The following is an 18,705-nucleotide window of genomic DNA, read 5'->3' on the forward strand; positions in this document are numbered from 1 at the left end:
TGACTAAAACAGATCATAGCGCGGACGGGTCTGCTCCCACTGGTGCTTGACGACCGCAACCAACGCTTCGTCCCCGGAAACCGGGCTTCGTCCGGACGTGTCGAAAAACGCGGACAGGGCCTCGCGGGTCTTGCGCCCCGGCTGTCCGTCCACGGGACCCGGCTCGAAGCCGAGATCCGTCAGGACCTGTTGCAGTACCTTCGACTTGAGGGTCTTTTGCGCCTGGCCCAACTCGTTTTTCGCCTTTTCGGCAGCCGGCGAAGACGGATTGACGGCGACGGCCATGGCCAGCATGCGGACCCTGTCGCGGCCGGCGGCCTCGCCGGACTGCTTGCCGAGCATCCAGGCCGTGTTGTAGGCCCCCCAGGCGTCACCGCGCTGGGCGCTTTCCCGGAACCAGCGGGTGGCTTCCGCATCGCTTTTCTCGACACCGTTGCCGTTGAAATACATCAGGCCGATGGATGTTCCCGCGGCGGGATGACCGCCGTCGTGAGCCTTCCTGAACCAGCCTAGCGCCGCCTCGTAGTCCTGCGGCACGCCTTTCCCGTCACGGTAGAGCGTCCCCATGTTGAGATAGCCGTAGATATCCTCACGGGCGGCGGACCGGTTGAAATAGTAGACGGCCCTGTCGACGCTCTCACCGACATGCTCGCCCTTCAGATAGAATCCGCCGATGGCGTTGTACGAGAAGGTGTGTCCGGCCTCAACGGATTGCAGCAGTTTTTCCAGGCCGGTCTTCTCGTTCTGGGCCGTGCCTTCTCCCTTGATTTCCGCCATGCCGAGGGAATGCAGCGCATAGGCATCGCCGCGCTCTGCCGCCTTGCGGTAGAGTTCGACAGCCTTTTCCCTGTCGCGATCGATGCCGGCCCCCAGGAAATACATGCGCCCAAGGACCTGGCCCGCGCGTACGTGCCCCATCTGGTAGGCACGTTCGAAATAGTCGACCGCCTTGTCCAGGTCTCCGGCAGCAAAGGCACCTCGGCCGCGCTGGAACACGAACCGTCCGATTTCCGGATAGGCAGTCATCGCCTCGGCGCAGGCCGTGTCGACTTCGGCGCTTTCGAGTTCGTTGGCAAGGCGACCCTCGGTCACCGCCTGAAGATCGAAGGGCTGGCTCGCCAGCGCGTCGCATTGCGTCACCCGCGGCTGAACGACCTGCGTGACGGTCTTGTCGGCCCCGGTTGCGATTGCGGGCAGTTCGAGAACAAAGCTTGCCGCGCGCGACTGACTGCCGATTTGCGGCCGGACAGTCAGGGACTTCAGCGCATTAGCCGGGAACCTGTCACCAGCCTGCAGCAGGCGCCCATCGGCGGAAAGTTGCAGATCGGCATCGACGGACACAACCTTGAGCCAGTCGCTTGTTGCCGGCAGGCCGTTTTCAGGAGCCTCCGGGTACACCGGAACGGGACCGACGCCGATATCGGCTTCGACGACGCCCGTGTCCGCCCTGGTTTCGAGCCAGGCCAACAAGGCCTGCAACTGTTCGGCCTGGTCGTCACCCTGTTCCTGTTCCGGTTCCTCGGCAGGCGCCGTGGCCTGGGCAACGGTGATCGACGCGATGGCGGAAACGGTACCGCCCCATTCGTCCGTCACCTCGTAGCCGATCAGCTCGACGTCTCCGGCGCTCGACCCGGACGGAACGAATTCAAGGGAGGCAAGTTCCGCGGCGCTCAGAACGGCGCCCTCGGCAACCGGTTTTCCTCCCGGAAGCTTGAGTTCTCCCTTTTCAGGCGAAAGCGTCACCTTGGCCTGCAGTGCACCGCCTTCGGGCTGCACCGGTTCGGGAATGTTCAACTTGAACGCCTGGCTGTCGAGCGGGACATTCACCCTGTGATGGGCTGCAACGATCGGCTTCGGTTTCGGCGGTACGAAATAGAAACTCGTGACCAGGGTCGAGTCTTCGTACGGAATCTGCTGGCCGCCGGTCTTGCGCACGACCTCGTCGCGCACTTTCGTCATCAGGTCCTTGATTTCCAGGTTCGGATCCAGGGCATTGCTCACGATCGACGTCGTGAACGGGCTCATCGGCCCTTCGCCGTCATAGGCGACCTGGCCCGGCCTGGTGGCATAGGAGATGAAGCTGCCGAGCTTGTTGGGAATGCGCCGCAATCCGCGTGTCTTGCCGAGCGCATATTCCTCCTCGCCCCAGAACAGGCTGCCGATTTCGAAGGGATTGTCGCGACAGGCATCCAGCATGACGATCTGCAGGCTCGAGGCGGCTTTCATGTAGTCCAGCAGATGGGAGATCTTGAGACTTTCGAATTCAAGGTCGTACTGGGACTGCAGCTTGGCATCGACCGGCAGAATGAAATTGGCGTCGCCAACCTGGAGCGCATGACCGGAATAGTAGAACAGCGCCGTGTCACCATCCGTCAATTCCCTCAGGAACCGCCGGACCACCTGCTCAAGTTCCTTCTTGTCGAGATTGTGCCCGACCGTCACATCGAAATCGGCTTGCCGCAGGACCCTGGTGATCTCTTCGGTATCGTTCAGCGGATTTTCGAGCGGTTCCACGTATTGATAATTCTGGTTTCCGATGACCAGGGCGACGCGGCGGCCGGTGTCGGGCGTGCCCGCCGCGATTGCGGTTCCCGCGGTCAGGGCCAGACCGAGCGGACAGGTCAGAAGCCCGATGCGCAGCGTGCGCAACAGCCCTCCTTGCAAGGGAGACGCGGTCTTTCCGGTTCGCCTGAAGGCGGATGGTAAAACGTTACGAATGTGCATCTTGTCCTCAGCGCTGGAATACGATGATAGTTTCGCGCCTGAGCCGCTGTTTGTCTGTGACGAAACTCACAAAGAGGACAGACCGGCCCAACCGCATCCGGCGCCCCCAATAAAATAATACCCTTCCGTAAAGTGATGCACACTTGCCGCCTCGTGGCAAGTCGCTCATTGCCAACAAATGCCCGGGATTTCAATTCAGTGCGAGTCGTCCTAGGCTCGGTCGAATCGACCATTGCCCTGGACGACAAGATGACCGCAGAACTCAAGATCCGCTGTTTGCGTGAAGACGAAATCCATATTCCCATGGAAATGGCCATGGAAGAAGGCTGGAACCCGGGCCTTGAAGACGGCCAGGCCTTTTTCACCGCCGACCCGACAGGCTTTTTCGCAGGGGAAATCGACGGAAAGCTGATCAATGTGATCTCCGCCGTGCGTTATGGCGACACATTCGGGTTTATCGGTCTTTATATCTGCAAGCGCGAGTTCCGAACGCAGGGCTTCGGTCACAGGATATGGGACCACGCCATGACCTATCTGGGATCGCGCGTGGTCGGGCTCGACGCCGTCAACGAACAGACTGCCAGTTATGCGGAACACGGTTTCAGATCGGTTTACCGGAATGTGCGCCAGACGGGTCTGTCCCTTTGCGACACACCGATGGATCCGCGCCTGGCGCCGCTCGGTCAGGGCCTGTTCCCCTCCATTCGGGACTTTGACCGCGAATTTTTTCCGGCTCCGCGCACGGACTTTATCCGGCTATGGACCGCGCCCATGCTGGAAACGCGGCGCGGCTTCGCCTTTGTCGAGGACGGCAGTGTCAGGGGCTATGGCGTGATCCGCCAATGCCACGAGGGCTACAAGATCGGCCCGCTCTTCGCCGATACTCCCGATGTCGCGGACACGTTGTTCCAGGCGCTGGCCGGCCAGGTAAAGGGCCAGACCATCATCCTGGACACGCCCGAGCCCAATGCGGCCGCCCTGCTGCTGGCCGAGCAATACGAATTGTCGCCGGAATTCGAGACGTTCCGCATGTATCGCGGCACGGTGCCGGACCTGCCACTCGACCAGATCTTCGGTATCACCACCTTCGAACTGGGTTGAAACCCTAGTGTTCAACGTTCCTGTAGGCCAGAATCGCGCCAGCGAGGTCCTCCAGGGCAGCTCCAACGGACTTGAACATCGTCACCGCCTCCTCGGACTGACGGCCGGGATGCGTCCCTCGGCAAAGCTCATAGAGATCCGCCTTGATGTCGGTTGGTGAAATCAGGCCGGACTGCAGCGGCTGAACAATGTCTCCACCTTCGGCGAGGCAGCCGTCGCGCGTATCCACATAGATCTCGGCGCGCTTGATGAGGTCGTCATCGCTTTCGCGCATGCTTGGCTTGAATGCGCCGACGAGATCCACATGCGCGCCGGGCTTGAGGTAGTTTCCTCTGATCAGCGGCTCGGTCGAAAGCGTCGCGGCACTCACGATATCCGCCTTGCCGAGCGCATCCTTCAGCGTGTCCGCAACCTGAATCCGGACCGGCAAGGTCTTTTCCAGGTCTCGGACAAGTTCACCGGCCTTTTCCTTCGAACGTCCCCAGATCGTGATCTCGTTGATCGAACGGACCGCCATGTGCGCGGCGATCAGGTTCGGTGCCAGCCTGCCGGTTCCCAGCACCAGCAGATGACGTGCATCGGACCGTGCCAGATACCGCGCCGCCAATGCGGACGCCGCCGCCGTCCGGCGCGCGGTCAGTTCTCCTCCGTCGACCAGCGCCAGCATCTCGCCGGTTCGGGCGTCGGACAGGAGATACTGCGCGGACACCGCCGGCAGGTTGCGCTCCGAATTGCCCGGGACGACGGTGGCTACCTTCACGCCGGCATAACCGCCAGGCACCCAGGCCGGCATCAGCAGCATGGTGCCGTCCGGTTCCCCCGGGATTTCCATGTCATGGTGATGGCGGGTCGGCATGACGCAGCCTGACCGGAACATGTCGGCCAAAGCGTCGATCAGATCGGGGAATGGCAGGGCGTCGCGGGTCTGGTCGTCGGTCAAAAGCAGCATTTCGGGCCAATCAGCAGGGTTGAGAACAATCCCGCATACAAATCATATTCGCCGCCCGGCTCCAAGACGCGCGCTCGAGAAATTTGTCAAAGCGGCGATGACCTCAGGACAGATCGAAAATCATCATCACATAGGCAGCGAACAGCGACAGATGGACAGCACCAAGCAGGTAGTTGGTTGTCCGGCTACCAAAGGTCAGCAGACTGATGAACAAGGTTAGGACAAGCATGACGATGTCCGCCGGCTTGAGCCCGAGTTCGATGGAATAGCCGGTGACCCAACCCACAAGCAGCACTGCGGGAACGGTTAGTCCAATGGTCGCCACCGCCGACCCGAGGCAGATATTGACGGCTCGCTGAAGCTTGTTTTCCCTTGCCGCCTGAATGGCGCTCAGGCCTTCGGGCATCAGGACCAGAGCCGCCACGATGAACCCGCTGAGCGCAAGCGGCGCGCCCAGGCCGGTAATGCCGAACTCGACATAAAGCGCCAGTTTCTTGGACAGAAGAATAATCGGCAACAAGGCCCCAAAGAGGCCGGCGACGTGAAACGGCAGGGACCGGACGACCACGCCGTGATGCCCGTGATCTTCCTCCGAGGCCTCCGGCTGGCGGAAGATATCGCTGTGGGTCACGGTCTGGATGGCCAGGAACACGCCATAAAGCAGAATGCACATGACCACGTCGAACCAGGCTTGCAGCGGCGACAGTTCACCGCCCGGCGCGGAATGGGTGAAGCGCGGCAGAACAAGGGCAAAGATGGCAAGCGGCACGAGAACCGACAGGAACGCCTGTGCGCCCTGCAGGTTGTAGGTCTGGTCCCGGTGGCGCAGCCCGCCCATCAGCAGGCACAGACCGATCAGGCCGTTGAGGACAATCATGACAACCGAGAACATCGTGTCGCGGGCCATGGTGGGCGCCGCATCTCCCGACAGCATGATGGCAACGATCAGGGCAACCTCGATGCCGATGACGGCCAGCGTCAGAACCAGCGTTCCGAAGGGTTCCCCGAGGATGGTGGCCAGACATTCGGCGTGGCGGACCACGGAAAAGGCGCACCACATCACCGTTGCGAATATCACCGCAAGAAGCAGCAGGGACGGGCCGATGCCAAGCGTCTCGGGTTTCAGGGCATCCCCGGCAAAGGCAAAGATGCCGAAGACGACAAAGCCGGTCAGGCTGGGCAACTCGGATTTGAACAAGGATCTCGCCCCCGGCCTGAGAATCGGTAATCGGTCGACCGAAACTATAGGCTGCAGCCGGAAGCCCCGGCAACAGGCGGCAAAAAACCGATTGCAACAAAAAAGGACCGGCGCCCGGCGCCGGTCCCTGTTTCGATATGGCCGCAGCCGATCAGATGGCCAGGTATTCCTGGCGCAGTTCGGCATTGTCGAGAACTTCCTGCGCGGTCCCGTCAAACACGACCTCGCCCATGTCGAGGATAACTGCCCGGTCGGCCAGGTGCAGGGCGGCAATCGCGTTCTGCTCGACAATGATGGTGGTCATGCCGAGTTCCTTGACGCCTTCCAGGATCCGCTCGATTTCCTGGACGATGACCGGAGCAAGCCCTTCATAAGGCTCGTCCAGCAACAGCAGCTTGATGTCCCGGGCAAGGATGCGGGCAACCGCCAGCATCTGCTGCTCGCCACCGGACATGGTCACGGCTTCCTGGCCACGGCGTTCGGCAAGACGCGGAAAGTGCTCGTAGATCCGCTCGATCGACCAGCCTTTCGGTTCCGCGATCTGGGACAGTTCCAGGTTTTCCTGAACGGTCAGTCCGGGAATGATGCGGCGGTCTTCCGGCACCAGCCCGACGCCGAGGCGTGCCGCCTGGTAGCTTTTCATTTCGTGCAACGGCTTGTGGTCCAGCCAGATCTCGCCATGCGTCAGCTGCGGATCGTCCATGCGGGCAATCGCGCGCAGCGTCGAGGTCTTTCCAGCTCCGTTGCGGCCAAGAAGTGCCAGGATTTCGCCTTCGCGAACGTCGAAGTTGACGCCCTGAACGATGTAGCTTTCGCCGTAATAGGCATGAAGGTCCCAAGCCGAAAAATAGGCCGGAGCCGCTCCGGCGGCCTTTTTCGGGGCAACGCCTGGAGCTTGTTTTCCGCTGAATTGATCGTCAAGTAGGGTCACAGATGCGCTCCTCCGAGATAGGCTTCCTGAACGCGCGGATCACCCTTGATGTCCGACGGCTTGCCTTCGGCAATGATTGTGCCCTGGGCCAGAACGGTGACCTTCTCGGCAAGCGAGAACACCACATGCATGTCATGCTCGATCACCACCTTGGTGATGCCGCGATCCGCGATCCGCTTGAGCAGATCGATCGTGTTGTTGGTGTCGGCGCGCGACATGCCTGCCGTCGGCTCGTCGAGCAGCAGCAGCTTCGGGTCCTGGGAAAGACACATGGCGAGTTCCAGCCGGCGCTTGTCACCGCGCGACAGGGAGCCCGAAATGACGTCCTTCTTATCCGCAAGGCCGACGTCTTCCAGCATGTGGAGTGCCTTGTCCTGAACTTCCGCGTCCCTGTCGAGACGCTTGAAGGGACGTAGCGAGAACGTGCCGTCGCGCTTTGCCATCGTCGGGATGACGACGTTGTCCAGCAGGGAGAGCTCGGAAAAGATCTCCGGGGTCTGGAACACGCGCGAAACGCCCACCTGGTTGATCTCGTAGGGCTTCATGCCTGTCAGAGAGACATCGCCGAACATCACGCTGCCCGTGTCCGGCGCCAGCCGGCCGATCATGCAGTTGAGGAAGGTCGACTTGCCCGCACCGTTCGGACCGATGATGGCGTGAACGGTCCCCTCTTCAACGGAGAAGTTCACATTGTTGAGGGCCCGCAATCCGCCGAACGACTTGTTCACGCCCTCTACGCGTAGAATTTCCATTATGTCAGTTCCTTACTCAGCCGGGGCGGTTGCGCCGCTAGGTTGCGCTTTGGAGGAGCCGCGTCTGAACAGACGTCCGATCCGCGACACGCCTTCCATGATGCCACCCGGCAGGAAGATCACGATCAGCATGAACAGCACGCCCAGCGTCAGGTGCCAGCCTTCGCCGACGAAGAGGCCGGCAACGGACACGACAGGGACCTCGAGGAAATCCGGCAGGAAGCCGAAGATCTCATGAAGGGTCTGTTCGTTGAACGCCGAGAAGATGTTCTCGAAATACTTGATCAGGGCCGCCCCGAAAATCGGGCCGAGCAAGGTGCCCGCGCCGCCGAGAATGGTCATCAGGACCACCTCACCCGATGCCGTCCACTGCATGCGTTCCGCACCAGCCAGCGGGTCGGTGATGCACATCAGTGCACCGGCGAGACCTGCATACATGCCGGAAATAACGAAGACTGCAAGCGTATAGGGACGCGGATTGAGCCCGGTATAGGTCATGCGGTTCTGGTTGGTCTTCACGGCCCTGAGCATGATGCCGAAGGGCGAGCGGAAGATCCGCTGGGCAATGAAGAACCCGATCAGGAGCACGACTGCGCAGAAGTAGAACCCGCCCCAACCGGTCATCTCGACACCGAACAGGTTGGAAATGAGCGGTCCGGAGCTCTCGCTCGCACTGTCCAGGATACGCGGGTCAGACTGCAGCACGCGCAGGCCGGTTTCACCATTGGTGATCGGGGTCAGAACCGAATAGGCCAGGTTATAGGACATCTGCGCGAAGGCGAGCGTCAGGATGGAGAAGTAGATGCCCGAGCGGCGCAGGGACACATACCCGATGGCCAGCGCGAAGATGCCGGAGGCGACGACTGCCAGAATTGCCGCGGGAATCGGGTTCATGCCGAGCAGCTTGAACGACCAGACCGCCGTATAGGAACCGACACCCAGGAAGGCCGCATGGCCGAAGGACAGGTACCCGGTCAGGCCGAACAGAAGGTTGAAGCCGGTGGCGAACAATCCGAAGATCGCGAATTTCTGCAAGAGATCCGGATAGCCCGCCCCGACGGGCGCGAGCCAGATCGGCATTGTGAGCACGGCGACCGCGAAGACCGCGAAGAAGATAAGATCGCCTGTTGGAGACAGTTTCGTTGTCATTTTGTTAGCTCTCCATGACGCCCTTACGGCCCAGCAACCCGCGCGGACGCACGAGAAGAATGACCACGGCTACGAGATAGATGATGATCTGGTCGATGCCCGGGAGGATCGCCTTGACCTCGTTCATGGACGCAAAGGACTGCAGGATACCGAGCAGGAAACCTGCTGCCACCGCGCCTGGAAGCGACCCCATGCCACCGACAACGACGACCACGAAGCTGAGCACGAGGAAGTCCATGCCCATGTGATAGTCGGGTGGCAGGATCGGCGTGTACATCACGCCTGCCAGACCGGCGACAACGGCGGCAATCGCGAAGACGATGGTGAACCGGCGCTCGATGTTGATGCCGAGCAGCCCCACCGTGTGGCGATCCGCCATGCCGGCGCGCACAACCATGCCGAATGTCGTGAATTGAAGGAAGGCAAAGACGGCGGCAATGATCGCGCCCGCAAAGGCAAGATAGACCATGCGCCAGTAGGGATAGACGATCACCCCGGGATCGAAACCGAGAGCGGCACCGATATCGGCCGCACCGCGCACTGTTTCGGGCGCTGCCTGCGGGATCGGGTTGGCGCCGAAGATCGACTTGACGATTTCCTGAAGAACAATGGCCAGGCCGAAGGTCACGAGGATCTGGTCGGCATGGGCACGATTGTAGAAGTGCTTGATCAGGCCGCGTTCCATGATGAAGCCGATAAGCAGCATCACCGGAATGGCAAGCAGGATGGAAACAGGCACCGAATAGTTGAGGATCCAGTGACCGAAGTCACCCAGATAGGCCTCCACGTATGGCGTGCGAATCTCGAGCGGTGTTCCCCAGGCGGTGGTCTTTTCCGGGTCGGTCGTGACCAGTTCAAGGCTCAGCAACGCGTTGAAGGTAACAGCACAGAAAGCGCCGAGCATAAACAACGCCCCGTGGGCGAAGTTGACAACCCCGAGGGTGCCGAAGATCAGGGTCAATCCAAGAGCAATCAGCGCGTAGGCACCGCCCTTGTCCAGCCCGTTGAGCAATTGAAGAAGAATCACATCCATGGTTTTGCCGCTTGTTGCTAAGCCCCGTTGCCTTTCAAATAAAAACAGCCGCCGGTGGCCGGGCCTCCGGCGGCTGCAATTTTCAAGGCCTTAGGCGCCGTTGTTGCATGCCCCGAGTTCACCGCCGAGCAGGTCGGCAGGGTACTCGACCTGGGCGCGCGGAGTAACTTCCACGACTTCCAGAACGTCGAACTGGGAGCTCGGGTTTTCCTTACCCTTCACGACCAGGACGTCCTTGAAGCACTGGTGGTCGTCGGCACGGTAGAGAGTCGGGCCGTTTCCGAGGCCGTCGAACTCGAAGCCTTCCAGAGCCGCCGCGATGCCGCAAGGATCGAAGGTACCTGCACGCTGCGCGGCATCGGCATAGAGCAGAGCCTGGCAGTAGGTGGTGTGCGCGGCCTGGCTCGGCGGGAAGCCGTATTCCTGACCGAAGGACTTGACGAATGCCTTGGAGCCTTCGTCCTGCAGCGACCAGTGCCAGTTGGTGGACCCGAAGATGCCCTTGACGTTTTCACCGGCACCCTGAGCCATCAGGCGGGAGTACAGCGGAACGACGATGGCGAAGTCCTTGCCGTTGACCTGCTTGTCGCGCAGACCGAACTGAACCGCCTGGGTCAGCGAGTTGACCATGTCCTTGCCGTAGTGGTTCAGGACCAGCACGTCCGCACCGGAGTTGAGCACCGGCGTGATGTACTGCGAGAAGTCACCAGCACCCAGCGGGGTGCGGACGGCAGCGGCGGTTTTCCAGCCCATGCCTTCGGTGTACTTCTTGATCGAACCTTCCTGAGACCAGCCCCAGGTGTAGTCGGCCGTCAGGTGGTAAGCGGTACGGTCGGTGCCGAACGCGTTCTTCAGAACCGGAGCCAGGGCTGCGCCGGACATTTCGGTGTTGAAGAAGTGACGGAAACCGTTCTTGCGCTTGTCCTTGCCGGTGGTGTCGTTGGAGTGGGTCAGGCCGGCCATGAAGATGACGCCTGCTTCCTGACACAGCGACTGCACGGCGATCGCCACACCCGAGGACGAACCACCGGTGATCATGATGGCGCCGTCTTTTTCGATCATGCGCTTGGCAGATGCACGGGCCGCGTCGGACTTGGTCTGCGTGTCACCGGTCACGTAGGTGACCTTCTTGCCGTTCACACCACCCTGCAGGGCCTTTGAGGAGAAGGTGTTCAGCATGCCGCCGTCGCCTTCGCCGTTGATGTGCTTGACGGCAAGCTGATAAGCGCGCAGCTCGTCGGCGCCCTCATCGGCGTAAGCGCCGGTCTGCGGAACGTTGAAGCCGAAAACGACTTCGGACCCTGTCGGCTCGTTCAGGTAACCAGCGGACCACGCCCGGCTGGTGAAAATGGTCGGCGTTGCCAGCGCAGCACCGCCCATTGCGCCTGCGCGCAGAATAGAACGACGATTGAGGGGTTTACGAATAAAGCTCATACTTTCCTCCCAGAAAGGCACGGCGGCCCACCTTGGACACGCCTGCGAGTAGCTGTACAGCCGCAAGCAATCCTGGCCCGTTCCCCGTCCGGAAGACCGGCTCCTCTGTGCCAAAACTGCAAGCTGCGGCAACTGTAGAAAAATCAAGCGCACAACAGCAATACGACTATTGGAGCGCTTCCTCCTGCCAACCCCTTATACTTTTGAAGTAATCACGGCTAAAAAACACGGCCCACATCAAAATATATTGCATTGCAAAAGAACTTTTATCCATTCGTTCCAATTATTTAGTGAATTCTATTTTGCAATGCGAAATTACGTTTACGTAACAGTCAAAAAAGCGAGAGCTTTCAACCTCTTAGACAAAAGTGCAAGACAAAAAACGTGGGACCGGAGCCTTGCCTGGAGATTGACCCCGTACAGCCACGATAGATAAGGTCAATCAATCACTTCCCGGACCTTCCAGTTGCATCGGAACATGCCACATGAGCCTTCTGACATCGCTTGAGGAACTTCACGCCCACTACGGCACCGCCGGTGAAGCGTCCCTGATCAAGGAAATCGCCTTCCTCAGCCCGGCGTACCGCAAGATCGTGGAAACCGCGCGCTTCTGCGCCCTGACGACCGCCGGGCCCGAGGGGCTGGACTGTTCACCGCGCGGTGACGACGGTCCGGTCGTGCGAATCCAGGACGACCGAACGCTTCTTCTTCCCGACAGGCGCGGCAACAACCGGATCGATTCGCTGCGCAACATCATCCGCGACCCCCGCGTATCGCTGATGTTCATGGTGCCCGGCTGGAACAACGTGCTCAGGATCAACGGCAAGGCCGTGCTGTCGGTCGAGCCGGATCTGCTGGCATCCTTCGACAAGGAAGGCCACCCGCCGCGGTCGGTCATGATCATCACCATTGCCGCGGTCTATTTCCAGTGCGCGCGGGCCGTCATGCGGGCGGACCTGTGGAACCCGGACAAACGGATCGCACAAAGCGACCTGCCGAGCCCGGGCATGATCATGCAGGAAATCAAGGACGGTTTCGACGGCAAAAGCTATGATGAGGAATGGCCGGAACGGGCAAAGACCTCGATGTGGTAGCAAAGACATGTTCACGCGCCGCAAATTTCTGAAGGGCGCAGCGGTCCGGGCGGCGGCAATTTCCACCCTTGCGACCGGAAGCCTCCCCATGCCGTCGAATGCCGCCACCTATGGCCTGCCCCCCGGATTCTACGTTCCGGCCGAGGAGAACCCGCATGAGCGGACCTTCATGCAATGGCCCGTCAACCGGACGGTCCATCCGGACCGCTGGTTCCTGAAAGACCTTCAGGAGACGATTGCGGATGTGGCCAATGCAATAGCCGCGTTCGAACCCGTGGTGATGTTGATGGCCCCGGAGCATCGCAAGGCCGCACACAGGCTGCTCACCGGTTCAGTGGACATCTGGGATGTGCCGACGGATGACCTGTGGTGCCGGGATTCCGGCCCGCTCTTCGCAGTGAATGACCGGGGAAACCTCGCGGTTTCCGGGATCCGTTTCAACGGCTGGGGTAACAAGCAGGTACATGGCAATGACGCAAGGATCGCGGAACGGGTCGCGGAACGGCTCGGCATACCGGTCTACCCGAGCGGCCTGACCGGGGAACCCGGCGGCGTAGAAGGCGACGGTGCGGGAACACTGATGGCCCAGGCCAGTTGCTGGGTAAACCCGAACCGGAACAACTTGTCCGAGGCGGAAATCGAATCCCGGCTGCTGGCGTCCTACGGAGCCGACAAGATGATCTGGGCACCGGGCGTGGCGGGCCTTGACATTACCGACGATCATGTCGACGCGCTGGCACGTTTCGTCCGCCCCGGGACGGTCCTCATCCAGGTGCCCTACCCTGACGACAAAGACGCGTTTTCCAAATCCGCCCGCAAGACCCTGTCCATCCTGCGCCGGGCGACAGACGCCTCTGGCCAACCGCTGGAGATCGTGGAGGTCACATCCCCGGCCCGCACCCGGGTCCGATCCGACGACTTCGTTTCCTCATATGTCAATTACTACGTCTGCAACGGCGCGGTCATCTGCGCCCAGTTCGGCGACAGGGAAACGGACATCGAAGCGGCAGAAACCCTTGGCGGGCTTTATCCGGATCGCGAAATCGTCAGCCTGAACATCGACCCGATCGGCGAGACCGGCGGCGGAATCCATTGCGCCACCCAGCAACAGCCCGAGAGCGTTTGAGCCGCGACTTCATCGAACCGCCGCGCAATTGGCCTTGGATCCTTCTCAATTCCGCGCCATATGTGTCGCATCGACCTTTCTCCTGCCGAGGTATCCATGACAACCAATCCGCTTCTCGCCGACTGGGAAACACCTTTCCAGCTGCCGCCCTTTTCCGAGATAGAGCCCGGGCATTTCGAGGAATCGTTCGAGCTGGCCATGGCCGAGGCGAGGCGTGAAACAGACCAGATCGCGCATCAGACCGACGCGCCGACATTCGACAACACGGTTGCAGCGATGGAACGTTCAGGAGAAACGCTCACCCGCGTTGCCCGGACCTTCTTCAACCTGTCGGGTGCGCACACAAACGAAGCCCTGCAGAAGATCGAGCGGAACATCGCGCCGAAGCTTGCCAAACACGGCTCGGACACGCTCTTGAATCCGCGCCTTTACGCCCGGATAGCAGAGCTGTGGGAACAACGCGACAAGCTCGGACTGAATGACGAGGAGGCGCGCGTGCTGGAGCGCTACCACAAGATGTTCCAGCGTGCCGGTGCCGGCCTCGAGGAACCGGGCAAGAAGCGCATGGCCGAGATCTCCCAGCGACTTGCTTCACTGGGCACCGGCTTCTCCCAGAACGTCCTGAAGGACGAGGCCGACTTTCAGCTGGTCCTGGAAACAGAGGAAGACCGCGCGGGCCTGCCGGATTTCCTGCTGACCTCGGCCGCCGAGGCTGCCAGGGAGCGCGGCCTCGACGGCAAGCATGTGATCACCCTGTCGCGTTCATCCATCGAACCCTTTCTGCAGTTTTCGACCAACCGGGCCCTGCGCGAGGAGGCTTTCCGGGCCTGGTCTTCGCGCGGTGAGAAAGGCGGCGATACCGACAACCGGGAGATCATCCGCGAGACGCTCGCGCTTCGTGCCGAAAAGGCGCGGCTGCTCGGGTTCTCGAATTTCGCCGACTACAAGCTCGACGACACGATGGCCAAGACGCCGGCAAATGTTCGCGGTCTTCTGACCAAGGTCTGGGAACCGGCAGTTGCGCAGGCCCGCGAGGAGCAGGAAAAGCTCGCAGAGATGGCGCGCTCGGAAGGGGAAAACCACCCGATCGAGGCCTGGGACTGGCGCCACTATTCGGAGAAGGTCCGCAAGGCGGAACATGACCTGGACGAAGCCGAACTCAAACCGTACCTGCAGCTCGACAACATCATCCAGGCCGCATTCGACACGGCAACCCGCCTGTTCGGCGTCACTTTCCGTGAACTCGAGGGTCTTCCGGTCTATCACCCCGATGTCCGCGTGTTCGAGGTTCTCGACCGCACGGGCGCTCACAAGGGCCTGTTCCTGGGAGATTACTTCGCCCGGTCCTCAAAACGGTCCGGCGCATGGATGAGCGCGTTCCGCTCCCAGCACAAGCTGAAAGGCGACGTCACGCCGATCATCGTCAACGTCATGAACTTCTCCAAGGGCGCGCCCGGCGAAGCAACATTGCTGACCTTTGACGACGCCCGCACCCTGTTTCATGAGTTCGGCCACGGCCTGCACGGGCTCCTGTCCGATGTGACCTATCCGGTCATATCCGGCACGGGTGTCGCGCGAGATTTTGTCGAATTGCCGTCGCAGCTTTATGAACACTGGTTGTCCCAGCCCGATGTCCTGTCCAAGTTCGCCGTCCATTACAGGACAGGCGAACCGATGCCGGAAGCGCTGCTGGAGAAGCTGCTGGCTGCCGCAAACTTCAACCAGGGTTTCGCCACGGTCGAATACACGGCGTCCGCCCTTGTCGACCTGGAACTGCATCTCCTTGAGGACCCGTCCGACCTGGATATCACGGCCTTTGAAAAACAGGCCCTTGGCGGCATCGGCATGCCGGACGCGATCACGATGCGCCACCGGATCCCGCATTTTCAGCATGTCTTTTCCGGGGACGGCTATTCCGCGGGCTACTACAGCTACATGTGGTCCGAGGTCATGGACGCGGATGCCTTCGGCGCCTTTGAGGAAAAGGGCGACATCTTCGACCCCCAAACGGCGGAAAAGCTCCTCACGCACATCTATTCCGCCGGTGGCCGCCAGGATCCCGAAGACGCCTACGTCGCTTTCAGGGGCCGGTCTCCGAAGATCGACGCCCTTCTGGAAAAACGCGGGTTTGCCGCCTAGGTGTGGAATCCGCATGTTTGCCCTGCGGGCCGGTCAAGCGGCCGGCCCGCACCGATACCGGAACACGATGACCGATAGTACCAAATTCAAAACCGGCGAACCGACCGCGGCCCTGCTGCGAACCGGTCTTGTCCTGGCGGGACTGTGTGGTGGCATGGGTGTCGCCAGCCTCGCCCTGTCCGCTCACGCCAACGCCTCTCCGCTGCTGCAGACCGCTGCGCAGATGCTTCTTTTCCACGCCCCCGTCTTTCTCGGGATGGGCCTGTTGGCCCAGATCCGCCGCGTCGTGCTTCTGCCTGTCGCACTGCTCGCCCTTGCCGCAGGCCTCTGCCTGTTTTGCGGCGATCTGTTCCTGCGCGCCTTCGCGGAGCAGAGGCTTTTTGCCATGTCTGCCCCGACCGGCGGAGCCCTGGTGATCCTCTCCTGGCTGCTGCTTGCGATCGGCGCTTTACGTGTTCGGCCCAAGTGACTAATACCTTGCGAATGCGATATAGCGGACGCGGCTTCAAGTGAATTTGGATTGTACGTGTGACGATAACAGAGCAATCGCCTGAGGGTGTGCGGCCGGAGGAAGCCGGCGAAGCGGTGGAGTTTGTTCCACCCTATCCGTTCCGCTATGAAAAAGTGCCGCCGGTCTGGACCCTGATCGGCCTGGCAAAGAGGAACTTTCTCTCCATCTGGGGCGAAGACGATTTCCAAAGCCGCCTCAGAAGCAAAAAGATCTTCAGTCGTGAGCTGGTGCTCTGCAATCGACCGGACGTGGTGCGCGAGGCCTTTCAGACAAACCACGAGGTGCTTCAGCGCAAGACGCCGCAAATGCGTCACGCCCTCGAACCGCTCCTCGGCGACGGCCTCTTCATCAGCGATACCGAAACCTGGGCCAAACGCCGCAAGATCGTCGCCCCGATCATTCACGGATCGCGCGTGAAAGGTTTCGCGCCGATCATGATAGAGACGATCGAGGAAAAGCGCGCCGAATGGGCGGCACTGGGTGACGGCGCCGAAATCGACGCATTGGCCGACATGGCGCATCTCACCGCGGAAATCATCTGCCGGACGATTTTCGGCCGTCATCTCGGCAAAAACCACGCTGCGGAAGTCGTTCAGGGGTTTTCGGACTACCAGCGCCATATCGACCAGATCGACCTGCTGTCGCTGTTCGGACTTCCCGAATGGCTGCCCCGGTTTCGGGGGCGTGCCATCAAGAAACCCGTTCAGCGCATCATGACCGTGCTCGACAACATCATTGAAAGCTACCAGGCGCAGAAGCAGCAGGGCGAAACATCCGTGATCGGCGGGCTCCTTGAAGCGCGCGACGAAAACGGAGAGCCGCTGAGCCGAAACGCCATTATCAGCGAGGCCGCGGTGATTTTCATGGCGGGCCACGAAACCACCGCCAACACGCTTGCGTGGGCCTGGTTCCTGCTGTCCAGATGCGCCAAAAGCCGATCCAGACTTCAACACGAACTGGACACGGTTCTGGCGGGCCGTCCCCCCACATTCAAGGATGTCGCCAACCTGCCCTTCACCAAGGCCGTGATAGAGGAAACCTTGCGGCTTTATCCGCCGGTTCCCATTCTGGGCCGCGAGGCGATGGCGGACACGACCATTGGCAAGAAACCGATACCAAAGGGATCGCTGGTCATGGTCGTGCCGTGGCTGATGCATCGCAATCCGGTGCTTTGGTCGAAACCGGATGTCTTCGACCCGGACCGGTTTCTGGACCCGAATGCCAAGAAGCCAAACAAATACGGCTATGTGCCGTTCAGCATCGGCCCCCGGATTTGCGCCGGTCTCCAATTCGGCATGACAGAGGCAATTCTCAGTCTTGCCATCCTGGCGCAGGATTTTGAACTGAAGCTCAAGGAAGGCAGCGATGTGCAACCCGTCGCGCGCCTCACGCTGCGCCCCGGCGCCACCCTGCCGATGACGCTTCATCCAAGACAGTCATGACGAAGCGGCTGCGGCTGGAAGACATTGCCTTCGACGAAACGCTCAGTCCGGAACCTGCCGCTCCGCCCGTTCGTGATCTGGTGGCAGGTATCCCCGAGCAACGCCGCGCTGCCAGGATACACTGGTTGAGGCACACCAAGGATGGCCTCTTCAACACCGTCTTTCACCAGGTTCTGAGACATTTCCCATGCGGCTTCGTGTCAGGTTTCGGACCCGTGCTCGTTCCGTTTTTGCGCTGGTCTTACCGCGACAAGATTTTTCCAAAGCGCATCAGCCGCAATCTTTCGGCCTTGACCCCGGACAGATGGCCGAACAAGGACGTGGAAGCGAAAGCTCTGGACAGGTTTTGGAAAAACGTCGCGCGCACTATCGCTGAATTCTGTATAGTCAATAAGTTATGGAGAACTTCTCGTATAGAGGTTGAAGGACTGGAGCATCTGGACTCCGTCCGGAATTCCGGGCGGCCGGTTATCTTCACGTCGATGCACCTGGCGACCTGGGAGGCCTTGTTCGTTGCCATCCACGATGGCCTTGCCGGGCCGAGCATCGGTCCGTTCCAGCCGGAACCGAACCGCTTCAAGAACCGGATCATCCACGCCATCCGCAGGGAACGGAACCAGTTCCTGTTTCCGCCTGGCCAGCGCAGTGCCTACAGGTTGCACCGCCTGATGGCCAGCGGCAGATACTCGATGACCATCTTCATTGACGAAGTGCGTGACAAACAAGTGCATCTGCCCTGTTTCGGACGGCTGGCGCCAAACAAGGGCAATGCGATCGCCGCCATCAAGATCGCCAATGCGTGCGGTGGTACGCTCCTGCCAACCTACCTGGTGCGAACGGGACCGGCCCGGTTTCGAATGATCATCCTGCCGCCGATCGAGCGGCAGGACGAGGCGGGTTACGACGTACCGGGAACAGTCAGTGCCCTCAACGACGTGTTTGAACCGATCGTTCTGGAAAACATCGAGCAATGGTACATGCTGAGCGAATTGCGGCTGCCGCAATCGTTCGAAAAAAGCAAATATGCCAAGGCGCTTTCCCGAGACAACCAGGCAGCCGCCAGCCGTTAGGGCACAGTCCTTTGCCGGGCGAGCTGAACGTACAATTTCATGGGTCCGTCCC

The 18,705-nt window shown here is 60.7% G+C and carries 15 protein-coding genes; 7 read left to right on the top strand and 8 right to left on the bottom strand.

From position 1 onward, the window contains the following. Window positions 1-3 precede the first annotated feature (3 nt). Window positions 4-2,649 carry a caspase family protein gene (locus O6760_RS24840; protein WP_269582333.1) on the bottom strand — a complete coding sequence of 882 codons (2,646 nt, stop codon included), beginning with the start codon at window positions 2,647-2,649 and terminating at the stop codon, window positions 4-6. Window positions 2,650-2,922: 273 nt separating this feature from the next. Between O6760_RS24840 and O6760_RS24845 the strand changes: the two genes are divergently transcribed. Next, window positions 2,923-3,825 carry a GNAT family N-acetyltransferase gene (locus O6760_RS24845; RefSeq protein ID WP_269582334.1) on the top strand — a complete coding sequence of 301 codons (903 nt, stop codon included), beginning with the start codon at window positions 2,923-2,925 and terminating at the stop codon, window positions 3,823-3,825. Window positions 3,826-3,829: 4 nt separating this feature from the next. On the opposite strand, the gene O6760_RS24850 is transcribed toward O6760_RS24845, so the two are convergent. The 7 genes from O6760_RS24850 to O6760_RS24880 form a co-directional block, all read right to left on the bottom strand. After that, on the bottom strand, window positions 3,830-4,774 hold the full coding sequence (locus O6760_RS24850; RefSeq protein ID WP_269582335.1) for an ornithine cyclodeaminase family protein: 945 nt from the start codon (window positions 4,772-4,774) through the stop codon (window positions 3,830-3,832). Between the two features lie 103 nt (window positions 4,775-4,877). Further along, window positions 4,878-5,972 carry a calcium:proton antiporter gene (locus O6760_RS24855; protein ID WP_269582336.1) on the bottom strand — a complete coding sequence of 365 codons (1,095 nt, stop codon included), beginning with the start codon at window positions 5,970-5,972 and terminating at the stop codon, window positions 4,878-4,880. A gap of 151 nt (window positions 5,973-6,123) precedes the next feature. Continuing rightward, on the bottom strand, window positions 6,124-6,903 hold the full coding sequence (locus O6760_RS24860) for an ABC transporter ATP-binding protein (protein ID WP_269582337.1): 780 nt from the start codon (window positions 6,901-6,903) through the stop codon (window positions 6,124-6,126). Then, entirely contained in the window at window positions 6,900-7,655 is a 756-nt protein-coding gene (locus O6760_RS24865; protein ID WP_269582338.1) for an ABC transporter ATP-binding protein, read from the bottom strand. Before O6760_RS24865 ends, O6760_RS24860 begins: the two co-directional genes overlap by 4 nt. Before the next feature lie 12 nt (window positions 7,656-7,667). After that, a complete protein-coding gene (locus O6760_RS24870; protein WP_442969828.1) occupies window positions 7,668-8,804 on the bottom strand; it encodes a branched-chain amino acid ABC transporter permease in 1,137 nt (378 codons plus the stop codon). 4 nt (window positions 8,805-8,808) lie between these two features. Further along, a complete protein-coding gene (locus tag O6760_RS24875) occupies window positions 8,809-9,837 on the bottom strand; it encodes a branched-chain amino acid ABC transporter permease (protein ID WP_269582339.1) in 1,029 nt (342 codons plus the stop codon). 90 nt (window positions 9,838-9,927) lie between these two features. Further along, window positions 9,928-11,271, bottom strand: a complete 1,344-nt coding sequence (locus O6760_RS24880) for a substrate-binding protein (protein WP_269582340.1) — start codon at window positions 11,269-11,271, stop codon at window positions 9,928-9,930. Window positions 11,272-11,756: 485 nt separating this feature from the next. Between O6760_RS24880 and O6760_RS24885 the strand changes: the two genes are divergently transcribed. From O6760_RS24885 to O6760_RS24910, 6 genes are all read left to right on the top strand, one after another. Continuing rightward, on the top strand, window positions 11,757-12,365 hold the full coding sequence (locus O6760_RS24885; RefSeq protein WP_269582341.1) for a pyridoxamine 5'-phosphate oxidase family protein: 609 nt from the start codon (window positions 11,757-11,759) through the stop codon (window positions 12,363-12,365). A gap of 7 nt (window positions 12,366-12,372) precedes the next feature. Continuing rightward, window positions 12,373-13,491: an agmatine deiminase family protein gene (locus tag O6760_RS24890; RefSeq protein ID WP_269582342.1), complete on the top strand. Its 1,119-nt coding sequence runs from the start codon at window positions 12,373-12,375 to the stop codon at window positions 13,489-13,491. 96 nt (window positions 13,492-13,587) lie between these two features. Next, on the top strand, window positions 13,588-15,630 hold the full coding sequence (locus O6760_RS24895; RefSeq protein ID WP_269582343.1) for a M3 family metallopeptidase: 2,043 nt from the start codon (window positions 13,588-13,590) through the stop codon (window positions 15,628-15,630). Window positions 15,631-15,697: 67 nt separating this feature from the next. After that, window positions 15,698-16,099, top strand: coding sequence for a DUF423 domain-containing protein (locus tag O6760_RS24900; RefSeq protein WP_269582344.1), 402 nt, complete (start codon window positions 15,698-15,700; stop codon window positions 16,097-16,099). A gap of 59 nt (window positions 16,100-16,158) precedes the next feature. Further along, a complete protein-coding gene (locus tag O6760_RS24905; protein WP_269582345.1) occupies window positions 16,159-17,583 on the top strand; it encodes a cytochrome P450 in 1,425 nt (474 codons plus the stop codon). After that, the gene (locus O6760_RS24910; RefSeq protein WP_269582346.1) at window positions 17,580-18,653 is read left to right on the top strand and encodes a lysophospholipid acyltransferase family protein; all 1,074 of its coding nucleotides are present in this window, start codon (window positions 17,580-17,582) and stop codon (window positions 18,651-18,653) included. The genes O6760_RS24905 and O6760_RS24910 overlap by 4 nt, the downstream gene beginning before the upstream one ends. The last annotated feature ends 52 nt before the right edge of the window (window positions 18,654-18,705 follow it).

This window comes from Roseibium sp. Sym1 (assembly GCF_027359675.1).
GTDB lineage: Bacteria > Pseudomonadota > Alphaproteobacteria > Rhizobiales > Stappiaceae > Roseibium.